We start from the raw sequence: 18182 nt of genomic DNA on the forward strand, positions 1-18182 counted from the left end.
CTGCTACCTGGTGATGCCCTTGACCTGATTGAGCGCCCGCATCTGACGCTCTGCGATAATGTCTTGCGCCCTGTCGGCGCGAACGGCGTTCTGCAGGACCTTCAGACGGGGTTGCATCGCCTCGAAAACCTTGCGCTGCGCGGCGGGAATGCGGCTGACGACATCACCCTGTTCGCGGCCGATGGCGTTGGGGCCGAACCGGTTGTCGAGCGCCTTGCTGACAACTGCGAATTCCGCCCTGACCTTCGCGTCGAGAGCGCGGACAAGTCGCGTAATGTCTTTAGGGGATTTCGCGACGGCAGCCGTCAAGCGGGTCAGATCGGCCTCTGCCTGCGGCGACAGGCCGGGCACCGGCACGCTCATCCGCTCCCGATCCGCAAAAACGGCAGTCTTTTCGGCGTCAAACGCACCACGCCAAGCCCTCCCCATTGAAACCACCTGAGCCGCTACGCTTTCCACGGCCGAGAGCGCTGCTTTGCGTTCCTTCCCTGAGGCCAGCAGCCGATCCATGACCCGCTCGGAGCCACGCAGCGGGCCATAGGCGGCGGGTTCATTGGTGAGAGCGCGGGCGATCCGCTCCGGCTCGACACCCCTGACAACAAGATCCTCGATCATTGCAAGCGAGGCCGCTGGATCGCGCCATACCCGCTGCACCGCCTCGGCGAGGACCGCGCGTTGCTGCTTGTAACGAGGCACTTCAATCGCCCGCATTTTAGCCTCCTCCTCGACGGAGGATTTGAACAAGGTGACGGCGGCAAGCATCGGCAATGCCGGTGGCTTCGACATTTCCAGGGTCGCGGCCGGATCGTAGGCCGCCGGCGCGACTGTCCGCGAAGGATCGCGCTTCTCGGCCAGATATAGTTGTTCGTTGAACCGCCGAACGGCGGCAAACAATGTCGTCAGTTCCACGCGCTTGCCTTCCGACACCCCTTCCGCCATGCGATCAACCATCTGCTTCTCGGCGTACAGATCGGCCTTATCGGTAAACGCGCTCCAGCCGAACCGTGCGGTCAGGGCTTCACCGACCGCCTTCATTTCCTGCGAGAGGGATCGTTCCGCGGCAGCGAAAGCGAAGGCGGTCTTGTAGGCGCCCTCGCCGCCTTGCTCGCGCACGGCTTCGATTTCCGTGAGCCGCGCCATAGCATGTGGAGACAGCGCCGGAACCGAAAGGGACATGGCGGCCCGGCGAGCATGTTCGCGGTTGGCAAAAAGGGTCTGATCGCGTTTGAAACTCTCGGCGTGGCCGCGCACGAGCGGCACAAGATCTGCGACAGCGGCGACAGCCTCTGCCCGTTCCTGACGCGCAGCCTGTCCATCGACCAGGCTGGCGCTTCCGCGCACAGCGCCGAGCATCGCGGGGGCACGCCCGAGATCTTCACCCAAACGACGTGGCTCGACATCAAAGGCGGATGCTTGCCGATTCAGTTGGTCGAGTGCGGCGGCCGGATTGCGATAGATGCGCTCCATTACCGGAAGAAGGATCGTCTCACGCTCCTTCCACCGGGCCGACGCCACGTGCTCGATGCGCGCGTCTTCATCCAGCGAACGGACAAAACTTTCCTGTGGCGCGATGAGATATCGCATTTCGGCGCAAATCGGCGCTTGCTGTGCCGGCTGAACCGGGGCTGCCGCTTTGGATGCCGAAACCACCGGCTCCGCCCTGACCGCCTGATCGTCATAGGAGACGCTGCGCTCCTTCTCGATCGCAAGTCCGAGCGCAATGCTCGCGCGCTCCCAGAGCCGCGCCAAGCGATCGCGCTGCGCGCCAATCCACGACAGCCGCCGCTCCATCCCCGCTTCCATCCCGGCAGCAAGTTCGATGGCGTGATCCATGTTGCGGCGACGGGCGAAATCGACAACCTGTGCCTGGTAGCCTGCTTCGGATTCGTAATCGAGCGTCGTGCTCTTGGCGCCCGAACGCGACAGACGTTCGACCAACTGTTTGAACAGTTCCGGCCGATGGCTTTCCTGCTCGATGCGCTGCTGGCGGGCTTCGGCTGTCTCAACTAGGTTTGCGGTCCAGACATTGCGCTGCACCTCGCGTTCCTCGAACCGCTTGGCGCCCGTTTCGGGATCGACGACAGGAACCTCTACCTTGACGGTTTCAACACCGTCCTTGCGCAGGGTAACGGTATCGCCTTCCAAAACGCCGCCCTTTTCCAGCGCCTTCGGCAGGCTGACGCCCCAGACACGATGCACCGCTCCATCGTCGGTCTTAACATCCGCATAGGGGCTCTTTTTCGCATCCTCGTCATCAGGCCGGAATTTGGCTTCGCCGGTTTCGATCAGTTCGCCGGTTACACCGGCGGCGTGGTCGGCACGCGGCGCCCTGCCCAATTCGTCGCGCGGCGCAAAATCCTGATGCGCCATATAGAGATCGGCCCGATCGCGATGGCGTGACATCGCCACATAGGCGAGATGCTGATCCATCATTCCGGTGGCGAGAACGAAAGTGCGGTCGACCGTCGCGCCCTGTGACTTGTGCACCGTGGCGGCATAACCATGGTCGATATTGCGATAGGTGTCCTGCCCGAACGTGATCTCGCGGCCCGCGTCCAACTTGACAGTCAACAGAGTTTCGCCGCGCGCGGTCGTAGTCGAGATGACGGTGCCCAGCATCCCGTTCTTGACATGCTGCACGGCGAGATGCTCGGCTCGCTTCTCGAAGAACCGGGCATTTTCGAGGAAGATCAGGCGGTCACCGACTGCGAACTGGCGCGCGCCGCGTTCGGTCTGGAACGCGCGCTCCTCGCCAAGCGAACCCTGTCTTGCCATAACGGCGCGCAACGCTTCATTGAGCCTCCGCACATCGTCATTGGTCTGCGCTAGGACGAGCAGCTCGGAACCGCTGAGTTTGCGGTTTTCGCTTTCGGCGCGCGCACGGTATTCCTCCCGAGCCTGCCCCCAATCCGCGACGATCTGCTCGATCAGCGCTTCACGGGTTTCAAGCTGAAGGATGCGGCCGTGCTGTGCATAGGCATCAAGGGCCGCCTCGACCTTACCTCGAGCGAACAGGCGCGAGGCATCGCGCGCCCACGCCTCCCGTTGTCGGCGAACACCGGTCAGTTCGGCAAAGCCGATGCGCTCGACAATCGCGCGGAACGCCGCACCTGCCTGGATGGGTTGGAGTTGCATCGGGTCGCCAACAAGGACGGCTTTCGCACCGGCCTCGTCCACTATTTTGAGCACCCGCGCCAATTGCTCCGACGACACCATGCCAGCTTCGTCGACAACCAGCACATCGCCCTTTTGCAGTCTGTCTCGCCCGTCTGCCCAGGCCAGTTCCCAGGACGCAAGTGTGCGAGATTTGATACCGGAACTATCTTCCAGACCTTCCGCAGCCTTGCCGGCGAGCGCAGCACCTAACACGCGTCGACCATCGCCTTCCCATGCAAATCGCGCCGCATCGAGCAAGGTCGATTTGCCCGCACCGGCCAATCCGACCACGGCGGATATGGCGCTGTCCCCGGTAACATGCCAGACCGCATCGACCTGTTCGATGTCGAGCTTGAACGGCTTTTCCGGATCGCGGCTCTCCACCATGCGAATGGCGGCATCGACTTTATCGGAGGCTACGTTAAAGCCGGATCGGCTGAAGAGTTCTCGTGCCGACTCTGCCATATCGTATTCGGTGCGCAGCATGGACCGCGTGGTGAACACGGCGACGTCGCTGACCTTTCCGGTCTCCGGATCGATCTGCTGGGGCTTCAACGTCACAAGATCGGACGATGCCATTAACTGCGCCCGGATGTTGGCGAAGGCGGTGGGATCGTCGACATAGCGATGTAGAGCCCGGGCGATTTCGCGCTCGTCGAACGTTGAGCGCTCGCGGCTCAGCTGCATCAGCAAAAGGCCGGGCTCGTCGACAAGCCGGTCGGCCATCTCCTGCCGCCGCGCCAGGGCGGCCGGCGCGAAATACATCTCCATGCCTTTCCGGGTCAGCGCCGCCTTTGCCGGGCCCAGATGACTTTGCGCAATGCCGTCGAGCCCCTGTTCGGCATAGGAGCGCCCGTCGAGACGAATGTCATGACCGGCGAGTGCCAGATGCCTGTTGGCCGTTTCCGCCCAGGCGATCTTCCACGCCTTCATCGTGTCCTTGTCGCCGGCCCAGAGCCGATAGACGATCTTGCCCTTGGGACGATCGGGGGTGACGACACGCAACGGCTCGCCGTCATTGCCGAGCACCGCAACCTTCTTCGGCCCGAAACCGTCATCCGTCAGCGGTCGCAAGGTGGTCATCAGATGGATATGCGGATTGCCCCCTTTGTCGTGATAGACCCAGTCGGCAACCATGCCCTTTGACGTGAGGTGGTCGCGCACGAATTCGCGCACCAGGGCGACGTTCTCCGCCCGCGACAACTCTTCGGGCAACGCGAATATCATCTCGCGGGCAAGCTGCGCATCCGCCCTTTTCTCGAATGTATCGACGGCATTCCACAACACCTCGCTGGCGCCGGCGATCGTCCGCCCATCGATCATTGTGCGAAGCCAGGCCGGCGTCTGATCGGGCAGCGCCAGCTCCTCATGAACGAGTTCGGCCTTGCCGGCCTCATAGCGGAAGCTCATCCCGGTCTGCTCTTCCTCCATCCTCGTACGGTGGCGATAGGCGGCGGCCGAGACGACGCTGCGCCCCGCTCCCCGACTGATCACCTGAGCCCGTACGAACATGATCGCCATACGATCCGAGACCTCTCCCAAGCATGTCGCGTCAGCGACGTATATTGCGCCCTCGAACAGATCGGGCCGTAGGACCGATGCCGCTTCTCGGGATGCGCCCTTCCGGGCGCAGACCAAAAATGAGCCTCACGGCTCGACGCAAACTATCATCTTTTACTATGCGTTTCTACACGGTATAATGGCCGCGCAAAAGAAGTGCGACCGGAAGGAAAAGTGAGCAAATGCGTGCTAGATCATCGATTTCAGAGATTGACGCCCAGATTGAGAAACTACGCGAAAAACGCCGTGGAATTCTGGCGAAGGCCAATGAACGCTTTGCACGCGCCGCGGCAAAGGCGGGGCTGGCGGAACTAGAAATATCCGACAACGAACTCGACGCCATCTTCGAGGAGATCGCCGCGCGATTTCGCAAAAGCGGCAAGGGGCCTTCAGCGGCATCTGCTTAAGCGCCTCGATCGGCGCATTCTGGGTATGGAGAGAAGGCGGCGGCAGGCAATGACCGAAGACCGAAAAAAGGACGCCCGCGAAAAGATCACGCTCGGCGGGCTGGTGGTGAAGGCCGGTCTGCGGCAGGCCGACCGCGCTTTCTTGCTGGGTGTGCTTCTGGAGGCTGCGACCGTTCGAGTGGGATCACCCGAGCACCATCGCCTGAAGGCCAAAGGCGGCATGGCCTTCCAGCGCGATCGGCTGGACGCGGCGGAAGCCGGACCGCCTGTCGGCGATCATTCTGAAAACTCCACGGGCGACCAAGCGCCAACGAGAGGCGCCGGACATGGCAACTAAGACCATACTGAAGCCAGCGCTATTGTGGGCAATCCTGCCTGTCGCTGTCACCGCGATCACGCTGGTGATCACATCGTACAGATGGCAAGGGATGGCGGCGGCGTTCTCGACGGGTAATGCATATTGGTTCCTGCGCTCCGCGCCGGTTGCCAACCTGCTCTTTGGTCCGATTGCGGGGCTGATCACCGTCCTCGCCCTGCCGATGCATCGCCGGCGGCCAGTGGCTTTTGCGAACCTGATCTGCTTTCTGGGCGTCGCCAGCTTTTACGCTCTGCGCGAGTATGCGCGCCTGTCCCCATCCGTAGAGAGCGGCGCGGTGACGTGGGACGAAGTCCTGTCTTATCTCGACTTCTTCGCCGTCATTGCCGCAGCGGGCGGTTTCGTCATCGTTGCAGTTTCGGCACGGGTATCGGTCGTGGTGTCCGATCCGGTGAGGCGTGCGAAGCGCGGAACCTTTGGTGACGCAGATTGGCTCACCATGTCAGCGGCCGGAAAGCTGTTTCCGCCAGACGGCGAGATCGTCGTCGGTGAGCGCTACCGTGTCGACAAGGAGACGGTCCGCGACGTGCCATTCGACCCAACCGACGGGGAAACGTGGGGCAGCGGCGGGACAGTGCCGTTACTCACCTACAAGCAGGATTTCGATTCCACACATATGTTGTTCTTTGCTGGATCAGGCGGGTTCAAGACGACGAGCAATGTCGTTCCGACGGCGCTGCGTTACACCGGGCCGTTGATCTGCCTCGACCCATCGACGGAGGTAGCGCCGATGGTCGTCGAGCATCGGACCCGCAAGCTCGGCCGGGAATGCATGGTGCTCGATCCCGCAAACCCCGTCACAGGTTTCAACGTCCTCGATTGGATCGAAACCTCGAAACACAAGGAAGAGGATATCGTCGCCGTGGCGCATATGCTGCTGTCGGAAAGCGCGCGTTTCGAATCCTCGACCGGCAGTTATTTCCAGAACCAGGCACACAACCTCTTGACGGGTTTACTTGCCCACGTCGTGCTGTCCCCGGAGTATGCCGGGCGGCGATCGTTGCGCAGTTTGCGCCAGATCGTCTCGGAGCCGGAGCCTTCGGTTCTCGCCATGCTGCGCGACATACAGGCGACATCGCAGTCCGCCTTCATCCGCGAGACGCTGGGCGTTTTCACCAACATGACCGAGCAGACATTCTCCGGGGTCTATTCGACGGCATCGAAGGATACGCAATGGCTGTCGCTTGATGATTACGCCGCACTGGTCTGCGGTCGTTCGTTCAAATCGAGCGACATCGTTGCCGGGGGAAAGGACGTGTTCCTCAATATCCCGGCGGCGATCTTGCGCTCCTATCCAGGGATCGGGCGGGTGATTATCGGCTCGCTGATCAACGCAATGACGCAGGCCGACGGCGCGTTCAAGCGTCGCGCCCTGTTCATGCTCGATGAAGTGGATTTGCTCGGCTACATGCGGGTGCTCGAGGAGGCGCGCGACCGTGGGCGCAAGTACGGGATCACGCTGATGCTGATGTACCAGTCCGTCGGCCAGCTCGAACGGCATTTTGGCAAGGACGGCGCGACGTCGTGGATCGATGGCTGCGCTTTTGCCTCCTATGCTGCGATCAAGGCCCTGGAAACGGCGCGCAACGTTTCGGCGCAATGCGGCGAGATGACCGTCGAGGTCGAGGGCAAATCCCGCAATGTCGGTTGGAGCAATTCCAACAGCGGCAATCGCAAATCGGAAAGTCTCAATCTGCAGCGTAGGCCGCTGATCATGCCGCATGAGATCACGCAGCAGATGCGCAAGGACGAGCAGATCATCATCGTGCAGGGACACGATCCGATCCGCTGCGGGCGAGCAATCTACTTCCGGAGAAAGGACATGGATGCCAAGGCTAACCCAAACAGGTTCGTCAAGTCGAGCTGACCGGCTCTTCGCTGCCCTGGTCGAGCGTGTCATATTCTGCGTTCGTCGGCCAATGAGTGCTGTGCATGAGAGAGAGAGCCGCCTCAATGGCCTTCTGCGCCCCAACCAAATCCAAGCGGCGCATGGATGGGTCGGAATAGATGCCGTACCCGTTGACGATCCGGCCGTTAAAGCCGCCTTGAAGTCGATCAAGCGCTATCCCGACCTGATCCTGAATCTGGTCTGTTGCGTCTGCCGCCTTGGTGATGTTCGACATGCGGCGATCTCCTTGAATGGTCTTTCTTTGAAGTCTGCGGGTGCGGTCAGCGGGCTAGCGACCATTTCCTGCCGTTGGCGATTGCCGATAGCGTTCGAATGGATCTTCCGCGCCTGGAGGCGCGAACCAGCCGAGGAAGAGATTATAGCCGAGCGCGAATGCGAACATGCCGAAAGCCGAGGACAAGAAGAACCACCATGGCATCGGAGCCGCGTTCGGATTGACGAAGACCCCGAGCGAGACGGGAAGCATGACGAACCCGGCGAGAACGAGAAAGCCGGTGAAGGCACGAAATGCGCAGGCGACGAAATAGAGCAGATGCCATGTGGCGTAGAAGCCAGCGCGCCCGATCGCCTCAAGCATATTGAACGGCAATGCGATGAGGAAGGGCATCGGGCGCAAACGGGTCGAACGATCGCCAGGGACAGCGTCGAAGGCTTGGTCGGCATTTGTAGGATCTCGCATGCCTTGTCCTTTCGCGGAGAGCTTCATTGTACCTGAAATTGGAAAAATGAGAATCGACAGAGTTCAACTGACACAACAAAAAAACCAGCAAAAATAGCTTTGAGCCTGAAGGGGAGACTATTCGGATGATTATCGCTGGAAGCGAAAGACCATGAGCCGGCATATCCGCATGGGCGGGATTGATGTTGATGTCGGAGATACCGCGCTCGACGATCGATTGGCGGATGCCTATTCGCACCGTGAACATCCTCTTTGCCTCTGCCAGGCAGAAGGCGTGCCGATGTATATCGCGCGGTTTGAAGACCGCCATATCCTGAAGCGGATGCCGGGCACCGGGGCGCAGCACGCGCCCGACTGCGAGTCCTACGAGCCGCCATCCGACCTTTCGGGCCTGAGCGCAGTTGAGGGCGAGGCAATCATCGAGAATGTCGAAACCCGGCACGACGGCCCTGAAGCTCGGGTTCAGCCTTTCGAAGCTCGGCGGGCGGACTGCACCCTCGATTGGTGACAACGCTGATCCGGGCGACGTCAGAACCGACGGTGCCCGATTGTCCTTGAAGGCGATGCTGCATTTCCTGTGGGACCGGGCACAGTTTAATCGCTGGCGTCCGGCGATGGCCGGCCGGCGCAATTGGGGGGTGGTCCGCAAGTTCCTGATCGAGGCAGCGTCGAGTTCGAGCGCCAAGGGAAAGCCGCTTTCGGACACGGTCTACATCCCGGAAATGTTCGACCCAGAGCGGGCCGACGCAATCGTTCAGCGCCGCCAGGCATTTCTGAGCAGAGCGGTGCAGTCGCAGGGCAATCGCCGTTCACTCGCGATTCTGATCGGAGAGGTGAAGGAGATACAGCCGGCCCGGTCTGGTTCACGACTGATCGTCAAACACGCCCCTCGGTATCCGTTCATGCTGGCCGAGGACGTCAACCGTCGTATGAACAAGGTGTTCGCACGAGAGCTTGCGCTTTGGGACGCAAGCCCGGACTCACATCTCATCGCCGCGGCAACATTCGGCGTCGGTCTTTCTGGTATTGCAGCGGTCGAGGCCATCGCGCTGATGACGGTCAGCGAAAAGTGGATTCCGTTCGAGAGCCAATACGAAGGCATGCTGCTTGACGCGCTCATCAAGCGAGGCTCGATCTTCATGAAAGGCCTGCGGTACAATCTGACGCCGACACAGCCGATGGCGAGTATCGTGCTGACCGTGAATAAGGCGGAGCCCATTGCGATGTACATCGTGCCCGACGATGCAGACTGCGCGTATCACGACAGCCTTGCTCTGCTCGTCTCGGAGAGCGAAATGCCGTCGTGGATTTGGGATATCGCTAACGGCCCAATGCCCGATCTTCCCTGATGAAGGGAAGCGGCGGTTCACCGTCCACGCACAGTTCAGAGTCTGCGAAGGTATCGGCACAGCGCCTCATCGCGAGAGGTTCGTCGCCCGCATGGGGCGAAACCGCGCAGCGGGTTCGATGAGCGCAGCGAGCAGAGCCGTGCCCGCAGGGCCTCGCCCAACATCTTCCCTGCCAGCAACCTTTAGGCCTTCGATCGGAAAGGGATCTCCCTCGCTTCCTTGAGATAAGCCGATATCGACGTATGGCGCGCGCAGTTATGGGGCGAGATGCTGATCGAGGAACGGCCCCCTCATCGATGTATGGACCACGGCATATCTGATGGTCTGATCCATCACCAAAATGAATCGGCCGTGGGAAACCGATTCATAGAAGTCGTTAGACCCCGTATTCGAACAGCGCGATTCTCTTCCGATGATCGTGCAACCCTACCAGCTTTACGTCGAACGGATGGATCCCACGAAAAACATGGCCCGGTTTTATGCCATGTCGATCGAGGCGACCTTGTTTGGGGACGTCTGCCTGACCCGCAGATGGGGGCGCATAGGCGCGCGTGGCCAATCCATGCAACATCATTTCAGTAAAGAAGACGACGCGGTGCAGCTCTTCCTGGAGCTGCTGCGCAACAAACGCGAGCGTGGGTACGGCCCGCAAACGTGCGGCCAGCAGCATAGTCGCCGGGCTCGGCGAACCTCATAGGCCGGTCGATCCGGCCTATGAGGTTCTATTGCAGGGCGAAAGCCTCCTAGAAAGGAGGCTCCGCAAGCATGATCGCTTCTTGCTCGGCCCAAATGGTTTCACGCTCAGCAAGGGCGAGCTCCAGCGCGGCCTCGATCTCGCGACGCTCGCCGCGATAGACAGCGTTCCGCAGCTCGGCGCGCAATTCCTCGATTACCTGATCGATCGACATCTTCGTCTCCTTGACGTTTTTGAAAGATGTCACCGGCGGTCATGGTGAGCCGGAGGGGTCAAGGTTCGCGGCACGCGACCGGCGGAGCCGGCAAGTGGGGGAGCCGAAATGCGGAGCATTTTGGGGGTACCACGAAGACCTTGGGGCCTTCGGATCGCCATGGCATCCTCGGACGATCTGAGCAGACTTCCCCACACACGGGTGGCGCCAAGAAGTCGGGACCAGGCTCGATGCCTGGTTTCGGCTTGATCAGACGCAGGAGGAACCCCGCCTGCGCGGCGGGGTCCTCTGTCGGGGCCGATCAGTCCCGGTTGGGGCGGGACCAGATCAGTTGGAGACCTTCCTCGCCTTCCACCTCGATCAGGGTGGCGTAGATCGGGGCGGGGAAGCTCGGGTCATCCAGCTTGACGGAGAGGTAGTCGCGGCCTTCGCCGGAGACCTTCTGCCAGGCGGCGCCGAGTTCGACATTGCCGGAGAAGATGCGGAAGTGCGGTCCCTTGTCGGAGGGGTTTTCGATGCGGACCAGCTTGGCCTTGACGTTGAGGTTGAGGGTCTTGATCGAACCGCTGAAGCCATTGCCCGTGGAAGCGAAGGTGCCGATGGTAGCCATGTGTCTCATTCCTTTTTTGTTCGGGCCGCGCCCATCGCGACCTCGATGACGGTCGAAGGACCGGAGGCGATCGACCGGCACCCGCGGGGCTGGAACGAAGTGGAAGGCGGCCGGGAGAGACTTTGTTGGTGCGCGAGGAATGGCGGCACAGCCGTCAGGGGAAGAAAGTCTCGAAGGCCGTTGCCGGGACAAGATCGAGAACCCGTGCAAACGGGGGCGTCCTTCGGTCAGACCAGTCACATCGAGGACGCAGATGGACGTGGCCTTTGTGGAAAGTTGAATGAAGACCGGCGTTTCCGTCGTCGGCGTGAACCCCGAGGCATGGCGATCGGTCGCAAATGAGCCTCCCGGCTTCCAGACAGGCTATGCAAAGACCTGAGCCCCGGACAGGGTTTCGCACCCACGATCCCTCAACCGCCATGAACCCGGGGATCCTGCGGAAGGTCCGGACGCTGACTTCGCTACACGCCCAGTCAGGCTGACCACGCGCTGAAATCAAGCTGCGCCTCTGGCGCACTATATCGGGAAGGCGGCCGGCAACCGCGCATCCGGCTCTCGTTTCACACGGGACCGGTCCGATAGAGAAGTCCGTGCAGGCGGGGATACCCGGCGGCAGGCCTTGGTGTCCTATCGTTGACACGACGATCGACCGGACGGGAACGGGTGACCCGGATCGAAACGGAAAACGTCTCGCTTCAGGGGACCGCGGTGAGATCGGTCTGCCGGAACTCGTCGGCCGTGGCAAGAATTGGCACCGCGAAATATTTCGCGCATGCGTAATGCAGGCAATCGCCGAGGTTGAGACCATGGCGCCCGGAGCGATACCGATGTGCGGCGGAGAGCGCCAGCTTTGTGGTTTCGGACGCGGGCGGCAGATCCCTGATTTCGATGCCGCGCTCGTCAAGAAACTCGACCACGATCGGCTCAACCTCGGATACGGCGAGAGCGAACTTGTCGGGGCGCGCAAGACCAAGGACCGCCTCCAGTACGGCGACCGGAGAGGTAAATGCACCCTTCCCGGAAGCGAGCGCATCGGAGACGCGCTTTGCTTCCGGCTCGTCGGACATCACGGCAATGATCGCGCACGCGTCGACGAACATTATTTCGATTCCCACATCTCGTCAAAAGCCTCGCGCGGAAGCGGCATCTTCGCCGCTTTGCGCAGCGCCACACCATGCTTCTCACGAAGACGCGCGGCGGTCTGAAGCGGGCTTTCGGCAACACGGCGGCGCTCGATCGCCTCCTTCATGGCGATGACGATCGCGTCGGTGATGCTCACACCGGCCATATGAGCGAACCGGCGGGTAAGCGCATCCGCCTCCGGATTGTTGACATTGATCGGCATGGAGCCTCCGTGTAGATAATTTTTCCCGTGAATGTAGATGCTCTAGTCTACATTCGCAAGGTTCCTGATCTCGAAGGGAGCTGCCGCGTCTCCGGGACCGAGCGGTCGATGGACCTGCTGCGTCGCATTCTGGAACCATCCGGTCCAGCCCCATATCATCTTGCTTCTTCCCCGGCGCCCGGATCGGGAATCGGTCCCACTTCGCGATGTCAATCGTGACCCAGCCGTCGAATGGGTGAAGATTGCCGCTGTGCAGGACCGAATCCTGATACCTGACGGCCCAGCGGCAACCACGGGCAGCAGTGATCGCCGGAAAGACGAATGATCGCCATACGGAGCGCGACAGGGCAGAAGTCCGGCTTGGGTACAACCCTTAAGTTTACCTTAAGGTGGGCTGTTACGATCTAGAAGAAAGCTTATCGACGAATTGGGAAGCGTGGGTATTTTCTGCTGATGCGCCGACATTCTTGAAGAGGGGATTGTAATGACGCTCTCAAGCATCCTTCCTCAGATCGCTGACGCCGAACGTAGCTGCGGCCGACGGAGCGGTTCAGTTACTGTAGTTGCGGTTTCCAAGCTTCAGCCACTTGATAGGGTGCAAGCGGCGCTGGCAGCCGGTCATCGAGAATTTGGCGAGAACTACGTAAAGGAGGCCGCGGAAAAGTGGCCCTTGCTTCGCGCAAAGTATCCGGACACTCGGCTCCACCTGATTGGCCCACTTCAGTCCAACAAGGCAAAGGCGGCAGTGGGATTGTTTGACGCGATTCACAGTATTGACAGAATTTCTTTGGCTGTCGCCTTGGCGAAGTCTGTTCAGGCAAGTGGCACATGTCCGCAGTTGTTTGTTCAGATCAATACGGGTGGTGAACCACAGAAGGCAGGTATCGCTAGCGGTGCTGCAGATCAGTTCATCGCCGAGTGCCAGCGGTTAGACCTTCGGGTATTGGGTTTGATGTGCATCCCACCATCCGGACAGGAGCCGATTCCCCATTTCCAAATGCTTGCTGATATTGCCGCCCGGAACGGTTTGTATGGCTTGTCGATGGGAATGAGTGGTGACTTTAAGGCCGCCATATCACTTGGCGCAACCCATGTACGTATCGGTTCTGCCGTTTTTGGAGAACGCAGTACGAAAGAGCCTAAGGAGTAAGTGCCGGGCGCAATTAGAACAATGGCACAAGATCCAAGACGCCAAATAAGTGAAGGGGGAGGATCCATGCGCACTTTGGCATTCACGGAGCTGTATCGCAACAATCATATTATTCTCCCAAAGCAGGATGAACTAAAAATCGCTGAGTCCATTGCTTGGCGAATAGTGCCATATTTTCCACGACGCGGTCGAATGGCATGGTACCGCCTGAAAACACCCGTGGCCAGTTTAACAGCCGAGGGACGCCTGCTTTCGGGTGTAAAACTGAAAGGACTTGGTGCCTACAATCCACCGGTGGAGGGTCGTGGGCGAGACGCAATTCTCGATTCCTTCGCTCAGGACCCGGTGCAGCCGACCACCTTACCGTTATCCAGTTTCGCAACTTATCCTCATCTGGGCTTCGATGTGAAAGGTGAGTTAACGGTGTCGCTTGGTGCTACCGCCCCTGTCGGTGGCATCGTGGTAGAGCGCGCGACCCGGGAATATCTGACAGCACAGAGGTTGATAGAACGGGGGGTCTCATCGATTGAGCCTTATCTCGTCGTCCACTATACAGAATTGAATGCTTTTGCGGATCAGCCGCTGGGCGCGGTCGTATCATTGACGCCCGACGCGGCCCCCTACAGAATATCTGAAGTTCAGACGGGTGCCGCGCTCTCTTTAGGACGCGACAGCGAGCGAGACGAATATTATCTTCGGATTCTGAAGGCACTTGAAATCAATGGTGATCCTGCGTCGGAAGTCACGCGCCTCAATGCGGTTGCCTCCCTCGCCTTCAAAGTTGCCAATGCCATGCGGCAATTCTCTGCTGCTGGCTTATATCGCTACTCAGCCGAGTTTCCGAACTTCGATTTCGATTTTAGGCATGCTGAGGTGGTGTTCACCGATCTGGATTCTTCCCTTTTCCTCGACGGCTTGGAGCCGCCCGCTCGGGCTCGTCAGATCCTCAGGGACGCGGCGTCGATGATTTATCACCTAGTGGCGAAGTTTTCGGGACCCACGGCTCTGGGTGCCTACACAATTAAAGCACTTCTTAAATCCGATCCAATCTATGCGGCCCTCCGCGGCTATTTCCATCAATTAAATGAAGATGATGCGAAGCGTGTTTCGCAACGCCTTTGGCAACTCTATCTACCACATTTTTATCTTCTCAATATGCACAGGGATAGAATTATTGGCGAATGGAGCCAAGAGCGCCGACGAAGTTACAAGATGGATCACCACCTGTTCTTTCTAGCTGTTATGTATTTCTTTTTACGGATTGCTGAGCGCGCAGGTGATCGCGAGGATCTGATAGATAATAGTCTCACCAGCGATCAATTCATGGGCATGGCCGAGCGTTTCCTCGGTCAACGGTTCGAGTATCTGGAGTACGCAGTCGTTGGCGTGTTGTGATCGCTCAAGCCAAACAAACATCGAACCTAGGCCTTTTGGAAATGGCTGTGTTCGGGGAGGAAGCCGCTGCCTGATCTCACTGTCCAGCCAGCATTTATAGCTGCCGTCATCGTATTGGCTATCACCCCCGGGCAGGACCTCGCGATGGCGATTACTTGGATCAACACGACATAGTGCGCGCGTTAAGTAATCGCTATGACTCTTTGGATAAAGCGGACATAATCATGTCCAGAACGGAATCGAGGCGATCAGGTTCCTCTGATCTTAATCGACTCATAACGAAATGATCAATGCCGTCCAAGAGGACCAGTTTTCGAGTGGAACTGATTGCAGATTCATAACAGCGGTGGATCACCTCAGAAGGTATTACCACATCCTCACGGCCAGCAATGACAAGTAGCTTCCCGGTAAATTTTTCCAAAATCCTCCATGCGTCACTTCGTTCGTAACTTTTAGGTTTGCGGATTATATCGGTGAAATTCGGACCGAACTTTGTGGTATAGGCAGCAGCATCATACATAGCTGGTGCGATCAAAATCATCGCGGGTAAATTGACGTGCTGGTGGAGCCGCACCGCAACATAGCCCCCCATACTCATGGAAATGGCGCCGAGCAAACGCTCCGGTTTGAAAAAATTCAGCGTGGCAACGGCTTCATCAACCCGAGTTTGGAGCGATGCGTCCTCTAATGCTCCTCCGGTCCGGCCGTGACCAAGGTGATCTAACGCTAGCGTACCAATGCCCCGTTGTGCTAAATCGACACGAAGCGGAAAGATATCTTTCGACGCTGAAGTACCCCCTCCATGCAGTAGAAGCGCAGTCTGCTTCAGAGTCCCGAAGTAACTCGCGTGGATACTATGGATGCCGACCGGCACATTGAACTCACGCATCGATTGTGACATGGAATTTCCACTTGAGTTACGGAGCATTGAATAACCTTCATCGCGTTATTTTCGTAAATTCACAGTGCCTGTCAATTGAGTTAGCGCTGGGTAGTTCTACATGGCACACCCACCTTGCGAGTTCCAAGCGCGGTATCGGACGTTCGATAATGCGGCGCGCCGTGTTGCTATGATGATTGAGGTTATCATAGGCCGGACGTCGCTCTGACGCCCCATCTCCAGATGACCTTGGCCCGGCCGGTCCGGCCGAACGGGAATCGGTCCCGCTCCGAGACGTCCCGACCACGACCCATCCATCGAACGGGTAGAGATCGCAACGATGCAGCGCCGCGTCCTGATATGTGAGCGCCCAATAGACTGCCATCGGCGCCTTGTTGTGCCGCCAACTCCGTTCGGGCTGTGTCCGCGCATTGCGGAACAGGCCGCGCAGCAGGGCGGGAAGCGCGTGCCGCCTCGCTGTCGGCACGTCTCGTACCTGCTGCGCCGAGCCGAAGCTTCAGGGTTTTTTTCACCTCCGCGCGCGAGGATCGATCAGATACCGCACATACCCTCGCACTCGTTCGGCCAGAGATCGAGCTGGCCGCGGTCGGTGGCCGTCGAAAGATCGACGTCGTCGAGTGGAACGCATGATCGATGCAGGTAAACCTCGCCACGGATACTCCGCAGTCCGATCCGAAGTGCCCGATCGACCTCGACAGCATCCTCCCAGGCCTCCGCGTCGCGTTCGCGCATCGATCGCCACATGGCGTTGCTGTGAAACGGGCAGCCGATACATGCGCTCTTTGGCGGATCGGGATAATCGTGGCGGCGCAACCAGGCGAGGCAGTCTCGTCGGCTCATGCGTTTTTCGATCAGCGGAAAACGCTTGATCTGCCACGCTTCGAAGCTCGGCTTCGCGCGAACAATCTCGTCCGTCGAGATGCCTATCCAGCATTCCACCACTGGAAAGGAAGGAGAGCGTTTGCGCGTCAAGTCCGCGAGCTCACGCACTTTCCGACGGATCGGGACAATTTTATAGTCAGTCGTGCATTGACGCCGGATCATGCCGATCGAGACCGTCTCACTCGTCGTCCGGCGGGTGGCGATTTCGATCAGCTCGCCTTCGTCGTTCTCGTCGAAGACAGGAACATCCGCACCCGCCGGCGTCACGGTCTTGGCGAAGGCGGGTATCGAGGCCCAGCGGTTGCCTTGCCCGGCCGCGATCAGCTGCTCACGAATATTCCCGGCCGAGACGATATGGACCGGGAACGGGAGAACATTGGGAGACATCAGCCATGCGAGATGATCGTAGACGGCCCGCGGTTCCCAGCCGGTGTCTGCAAAAATAGCGCAATCGGGCATTGGCCCGATCTCGCCATGCGCCGCCATGAGGGCGAGGGTGGTTGATTGCACGCCGGCGCCAAGCGAAAGCGCGCGCAGGCGGAGCGGGGAAGGCTCGGTGCCCTCGCCCATGGTGTTCGGAGCGTGCAACATCATGCCGCCTCGGCGACCTGCGCCGCGCCCGGCTGGAGTTCGTGCAGGTAGTTGACGGCGCGTTGGGCATGGGCAGCCGCGGCAAAGATGAACCGCTTCTCGTTCTTGAGAATTTCAAGCCAACTCGCCAGGTAGCTCGCATGATCGGGCCTTGGCTCCAATTCGGGAACGATGCCAAGGTCGGCCGCCAAAAAGCAGCCGCCCAAATCAGCCACGAGCTCCTCGTGCGCCCTGAAGGAGCGATCCTTGTGATAGCGGGAGAGGTTGCGATCAAGCCGCTTTTCCGAGCCGACCCAATGGGTTAGCTCATGTCCCAAGGTTGCATAGTAACTCGGCGCATCGCGAAAGCTCTCGAACGGCGGCATTTGCACGATATCGAGCGCCGGATTGAAGAAGGCCTTGTCGCCACCGTGCCGGATCACCGCTCCGGTATTGGCAAAGAAGGCATCTGCGTGCTCGACCCGCTCCACCGGATCGTGCACAGGCGCGGGATTGCCATAATACTGCGCCGGCAGGTCCTCGATCTGATCGGCGCAGAACACGGTGTAGGCCTTAAGGAAGGGAATGCCGCGCTCGAGCTCCTCCCCGCGCGCATCGGTTTCGGTGCGCGTGAAGCGGCTGGCGTAAACCACCATCGAGCCTGTCTCGCCCTTGCGGACATGTCCACCCAGCTCGACGCTCTGCTTGAAGGTCATCCAGGTTGGCGAGACAAAACTCCGCGCCACAGCCTCCGACCAGAGAAGCAGCGTATTGATCCCCTGATACGGGAGACCGTTATGCCGGAGCGGGCGGGTGATCTGGCCTGTCGTATTCCCGGCACTCCAAGGCTTGACCCAGGGACGCACGCCCTTCTCCAGATCCGCGACGATGCGGTCGGTGATTTTCGCGTAGATATCGACGCGGGGTTTGTTTTCTTTCCTGCTCATTTTCCAAAACCTCCATTCGAGGCCGCGCCAGTCGCGGC

Annotated in this window: 18 protein-coding genes; 8 read left to right on the forward strand and 10 right to left on the reverse strand. The window is 59.7% G+C overall.

Translation table 11 applies throughout. The features are described from left to right. Window positions 1-3 precede the first annotated feature (3 nt). Entirely contained in the window at window positions 4-4677 is a 4674-nt protein-coding gene (gene traA / locus CEV33_RS01870; RefSeq protein WP_094538777.1) for a Ti-type conjugative transfer relaxase TraA, read from the reverse strand. 221 nt (window positions 4678-4898) lie between these two features. Here traA and CEV33_RS01875 point away from each other — a divergent pair, with 221 nt between their 5' ends. Genes CEV33_RS01875 through traG form a run of 3 tightly spaced genes read left to right on the forward strand, consistent with a single transcriptional unit; the run spans window position 4899 to window position 7366 of the window. Then, window positions 4899-5123, forward strand: a complete 225-nt coding sequence (locus CEV33_RS01875) for a TraC family protein (RefSeq protein ID WP_094538778.1) — start codon at window positions 4899-4901, stop codon at window positions 5121-5123. A 49-nt stretch (window positions 5124-5172) separates the two neighbouring features. Continuing rightward, window positions 5173-5460 (forward strand): conjugal transfer protein TraD, encoded by a 288-nt coding sequence (locus CEV33_RS01880; RefSeq protein ID WP_094538779.1) that lies wholly within the window; start codon window positions 5173-5175, stop codon window positions 5458-5460. Then, window positions 5450-7366, forward strand: coding sequence for a Ti-type conjugative transfer system protein TraG (traG, locus tag CEV33_RS01885; RefSeq protein ID WP_094538780.1), 1917 nt, complete (start codon window positions 5450-5452; stop codon window positions 7364-7366). The genes CEV33_RS01880 and traG overlap by 11 nt, the downstream gene beginning before the upstream one ends. On the opposite strand, the gene CEV33_RS01890 is transcribed toward traG, so the two are convergent. Further along, window positions 7353-7622, reverse strand: a complete 270-nt coding sequence (locus CEV33_RS01890; RefSeq protein ID WP_094538781.1) for a hypothetical protein — start codon at window positions 7620-7622, stop codon at window positions 7353-7355. The genes traG and CEV33_RS01890 overlap by 14 nt on opposite strands. Before the next feature lie 54 nt (window positions 7623-7676). Then, window positions 7677-8087: a hypothetical protein gene (locus CEV33_RS01895; RefSeq protein ID WP_094538843.1), complete on the reverse strand. Its 411-nt coding sequence runs from the start codon at window positions 8085-8087 to the stop codon at window positions 7677-7679. Window positions 8088-8238: 151 nt separating this feature from the next. Between CEV33_RS01895 and CEV33_RS24585 the strand changes: the two genes are divergently transcribed. The 3 genes from CEV33_RS24585 to CEV33_RS01905 all read left to right on the forward strand — a co-directional run bounded on the left by CEV33_RS24585 (window position 8239) and on the right by CEV33_RS01905 (window position 10133). After that, on the forward strand, window positions 8239-8595 hold the full coding sequence (locus tag CEV33_RS24585) for a DUF1173 family protein (RefSeq protein ID WP_268875788.1): 357 nt from the start codon (window positions 8239-8241) through the stop codon (window positions 8593-8595). Next, window positions 8513-9436, forward strand: coding sequence for a DUF1173 family protein (locus CEV33_RS01900; protein ID WP_268875789.1), 924 nt, complete (start codon window positions 8513-8515; stop codon window positions 9434-9436). The genes CEV33_RS24585 and CEV33_RS01900 overlap by 83 nt, the downstream gene beginning before the upstream one ends. Window positions 9437-9848: 412 nt before the next feature. Next, window positions 9849-10133, forward strand: coding sequence for a WGR domain-containing protein (locus CEV33_RS01905; protein WP_094538782.1), 285 nt, complete (start codon window positions 9849-9851; stop codon window positions 10131-10133). A 46-nt stretch (window positions 10134-10179) separates the two neighbouring features. Here CEV33_RS01905 and CEV33_RS23940 read toward each other — a convergent pair whose 3' ends face one another. From CEV33_RS23940 to CEV33_RS01920, 4 genes are all read right to left on the reverse strand, one after another. Continuing rightward, window positions 10180-10344: a hypothetical protein gene (locus tag CEV33_RS23940; protein WP_167388095.1), complete on the reverse strand. Its 165-nt coding sequence runs from the start codon at window positions 10342-10344 to the stop codon at window positions 10180-10182. Window positions 10345-10645: 301 nt separating this feature from the next. Further along, window positions 10646-10954, reverse strand: coding sequence for a DUF736 domain-containing protein (locus CEV33_RS01910; protein WP_094538783.1), 309 nt, complete (start codon window positions 10952-10954; stop codon window positions 10646-10648). A gap of 695 nt (window positions 10955-11649) precedes the next feature. Then, complete coding sequence (locus CEV33_RS01915; RefSeq protein ID WP_094538784.1) at window positions 11650-12054, reverse strand: type II toxin-antitoxin system VapC family toxin; 405 nt, start codon at window positions 12052-12054, stop codon at window positions 11650-11652. Further along, window positions 12054-12299 carry a type II toxin-antitoxin system VapB family antitoxin gene (locus tag CEV33_RS01920; RefSeq protein WP_094538785.1) on the reverse strand — a complete coding sequence of 82 codons (246 nt, stop codon included), beginning with the start codon at window positions 12297-12299 and terminating at the stop codon, window positions 12054-12056. Before CEV33_RS01920 ends, CEV33_RS01915 begins: the two co-directional genes overlap by 1 nt. A 484-nt stretch (window positions 12300-12783) precedes the next feature. Between CEV33_RS01920 and CEV33_RS01925 the strand changes: the two genes are divergently transcribed. Continuing rightward, entirely contained in the window at window positions 12784-13449 is a 666-nt protein-coding gene (locus CEV33_RS01925) for a YggS family pyridoxal phosphate-dependent enzyme (RefSeq protein WP_094538786.1), read from the forward strand. A 66-nt stretch (window positions 13450-13515) separates the two neighbouring features. Next, window positions 13516-14844, forward strand: coding sequence for a hypothetical protein (locus CEV33_RS01930; RefSeq protein ID WP_094538787.1), 1329 nt, complete (start codon window positions 13516-13518; stop codon window positions 14842-14844). A gap of 193 nt (window positions 14845-15037) precedes the next feature. On the opposite strand, the gene CEV33_RS01935 is transcribed toward CEV33_RS01930, so the two are convergent. The 3 genes from CEV33_RS01935 to CEV33_RS01945 all read right to left on the reverse strand — a co-directional run bounded on the left by CEV33_RS01935 (window position 15038) and on the right by CEV33_RS01945 (window position 18144). Next, on the reverse strand, window positions 15038-15745 hold the full coding sequence (locus tag CEV33_RS01935) for an alpha/beta hydrolase (RefSeq protein WP_167388096.1): 708 nt from the start codon (window positions 15743-15745) through the stop codon (window positions 15038-15040). Window positions 15746-16276: 531 nt separating this feature from the next. Next, entirely contained in the window at window positions 16277-17218 is a 942-nt protein-coding gene (locus CEV33_RS01940; protein WP_167388100.1) for a hypothetical protein, read from the reverse strand. Then, window positions 17218-18144: an ArdC family protein gene (locus CEV33_RS01945; protein WP_094538789.1), complete on the reverse strand. Its 927-nt coding sequence runs from the start codon at window positions 18142-18144 to the stop codon at window positions 17218-17220. The genes CEV33_RS01940 and CEV33_RS01945 overlap by 1 nt, the downstream gene beginning before the upstream one ends. Between the last annotated feature and the right edge of the window lie 38 nt (window positions 18145-18182).

The sequence above is a fragment of the Brucella grignonensis genome, assembly GCF_002252505.1.
Taxonomy (GTDB): Bacteria; Pseudomonadota; Alphaproteobacteria; order Rhizobiales; family Rhizobiaceae; genus Brucella; species Brucella grignonensis.

Bases quoted from the DNA above. Each gene is read 5' to 3' on its own strand.
- CEV33_RS01895 (WP_094538843.1), bottom strand. From the start codon at position 8,087: ATGCGAGATCCTACAAATGCCGACCAAGCCTTCGACGCTGTCCCTGGC.
- CEV33_RS01890 (WP_094538781.1), bottom strand. From the start codon at position 7,622: ATGTCGAACATCACCAAGGCGGCAGACGCAACAGACCAGATTCAGGAT.
- CEV33_RS01910 (WP_094538783.1), bottom strand. From the start codon at position 10,954: ATGGCTACCATCGGCACCTTCGCTTCCACGGGCAATGGCTTCAGCGGT.
- CEV33_RS01930 (WP_094538787.1), top strand. From the start codon at position 13,516: ATGCGCACTTTGGCATTCACGGAGCTGTATCGCAACAATCATATTATT.
- CEV33_RS01905 (WP_094538782.1), top strand. From the start codon at position 9,849: ATGATCGTGCAACCCTACCAGCTTTACGTCGAACGGATGGATCCCACG.
- CEV33_RS01940 (WP_167388100.1), bottom strand. From the start codon at position 17,218: ATGTTGCACGCTCCGAACACCATGGGCGAGGGCACCGAGCCTTCCCCG.
- traG (WP_094538780.1), top strand. From the start codon at position 5,450: ATGGCAACTAAGACCATACTGAAGCCAGCGCTATTGTGGGCAATCCTG.
- CEV33_RS23940 (WP_167388095.1), bottom strand. From the start codon at position 10,344: ATGTCGATCGATCAGGTAATCGAGGAATTGCGCGCCGAGCTGCGGAAC.
- CEV33_RS01875 (WP_094538778.1), top strand. From the start codon at position 4,899: ATGCGTGCTAGATCATCGATTTCAGAGATTGACGCCCAGATTGAGAAA.
- CEV33_RS24585 (WP_268875788.1), top strand. From the start codon at position 8,239: ATGAGCCGGCATATCCGCATGGGCGGGATTGATGTTGATGTCGGAGAT.
- CEV33_RS01915 (WP_094538784.1), bottom strand. From the start codon at position 12,054: ATGTTCGTCGACGCGTGCGCGATCATTGCCGTGATGTCCGACGAGCCG.
- traA (WP_094538777.1), bottom strand. From the start codon at position 4,677: ATGGCGATCATGTTCGTACGGGCTCAGGTGATCAGTCGGGGAGCGGGG.
- CEV33_RS01880 (WP_094538779.1), top strand. From the start codon at position 5,173: ATGACCGAAGACCGAAAAAAGGACGCCCGCGAAAAGATCACGCTCGGC.
- CEV33_RS01945 (WP_094538789.1), bottom strand. From the start codon at position 18,144: ATGAGCAGGAAAGAAAACAAACCCCGCGTCGATATCTACGCGAAAATC.
- CEV33_RS01900 (WP_268875789.1), top strand. From the start codon at position 8,513: ATGTCGAAACCCGGCACGACGGCCCTGAAGCTCGGGTTCAGCCTTTCG.
- CEV33_RS01920 (WP_094538785.1), bottom strand. From the start codon at position 12,299: ATGCCGATCAATGTCAACAATCCGGAGGCGGATGCGCTTACCCGCCGG.
- CEV33_RS01935 (WP_167388096.1), bottom strand. From the start codon at position 15,745: ATGTCACAATCGATGCGTGAGTTCAATGTGCCGGTCGGCATCCATAGT.
- CEV33_RS01925 (WP_094538786.1), top strand. From the start codon at position 12,784: ATGACGCTCTCAAGCATCCTTCCTCAGATCGCTGACGCCGAACGTAGC.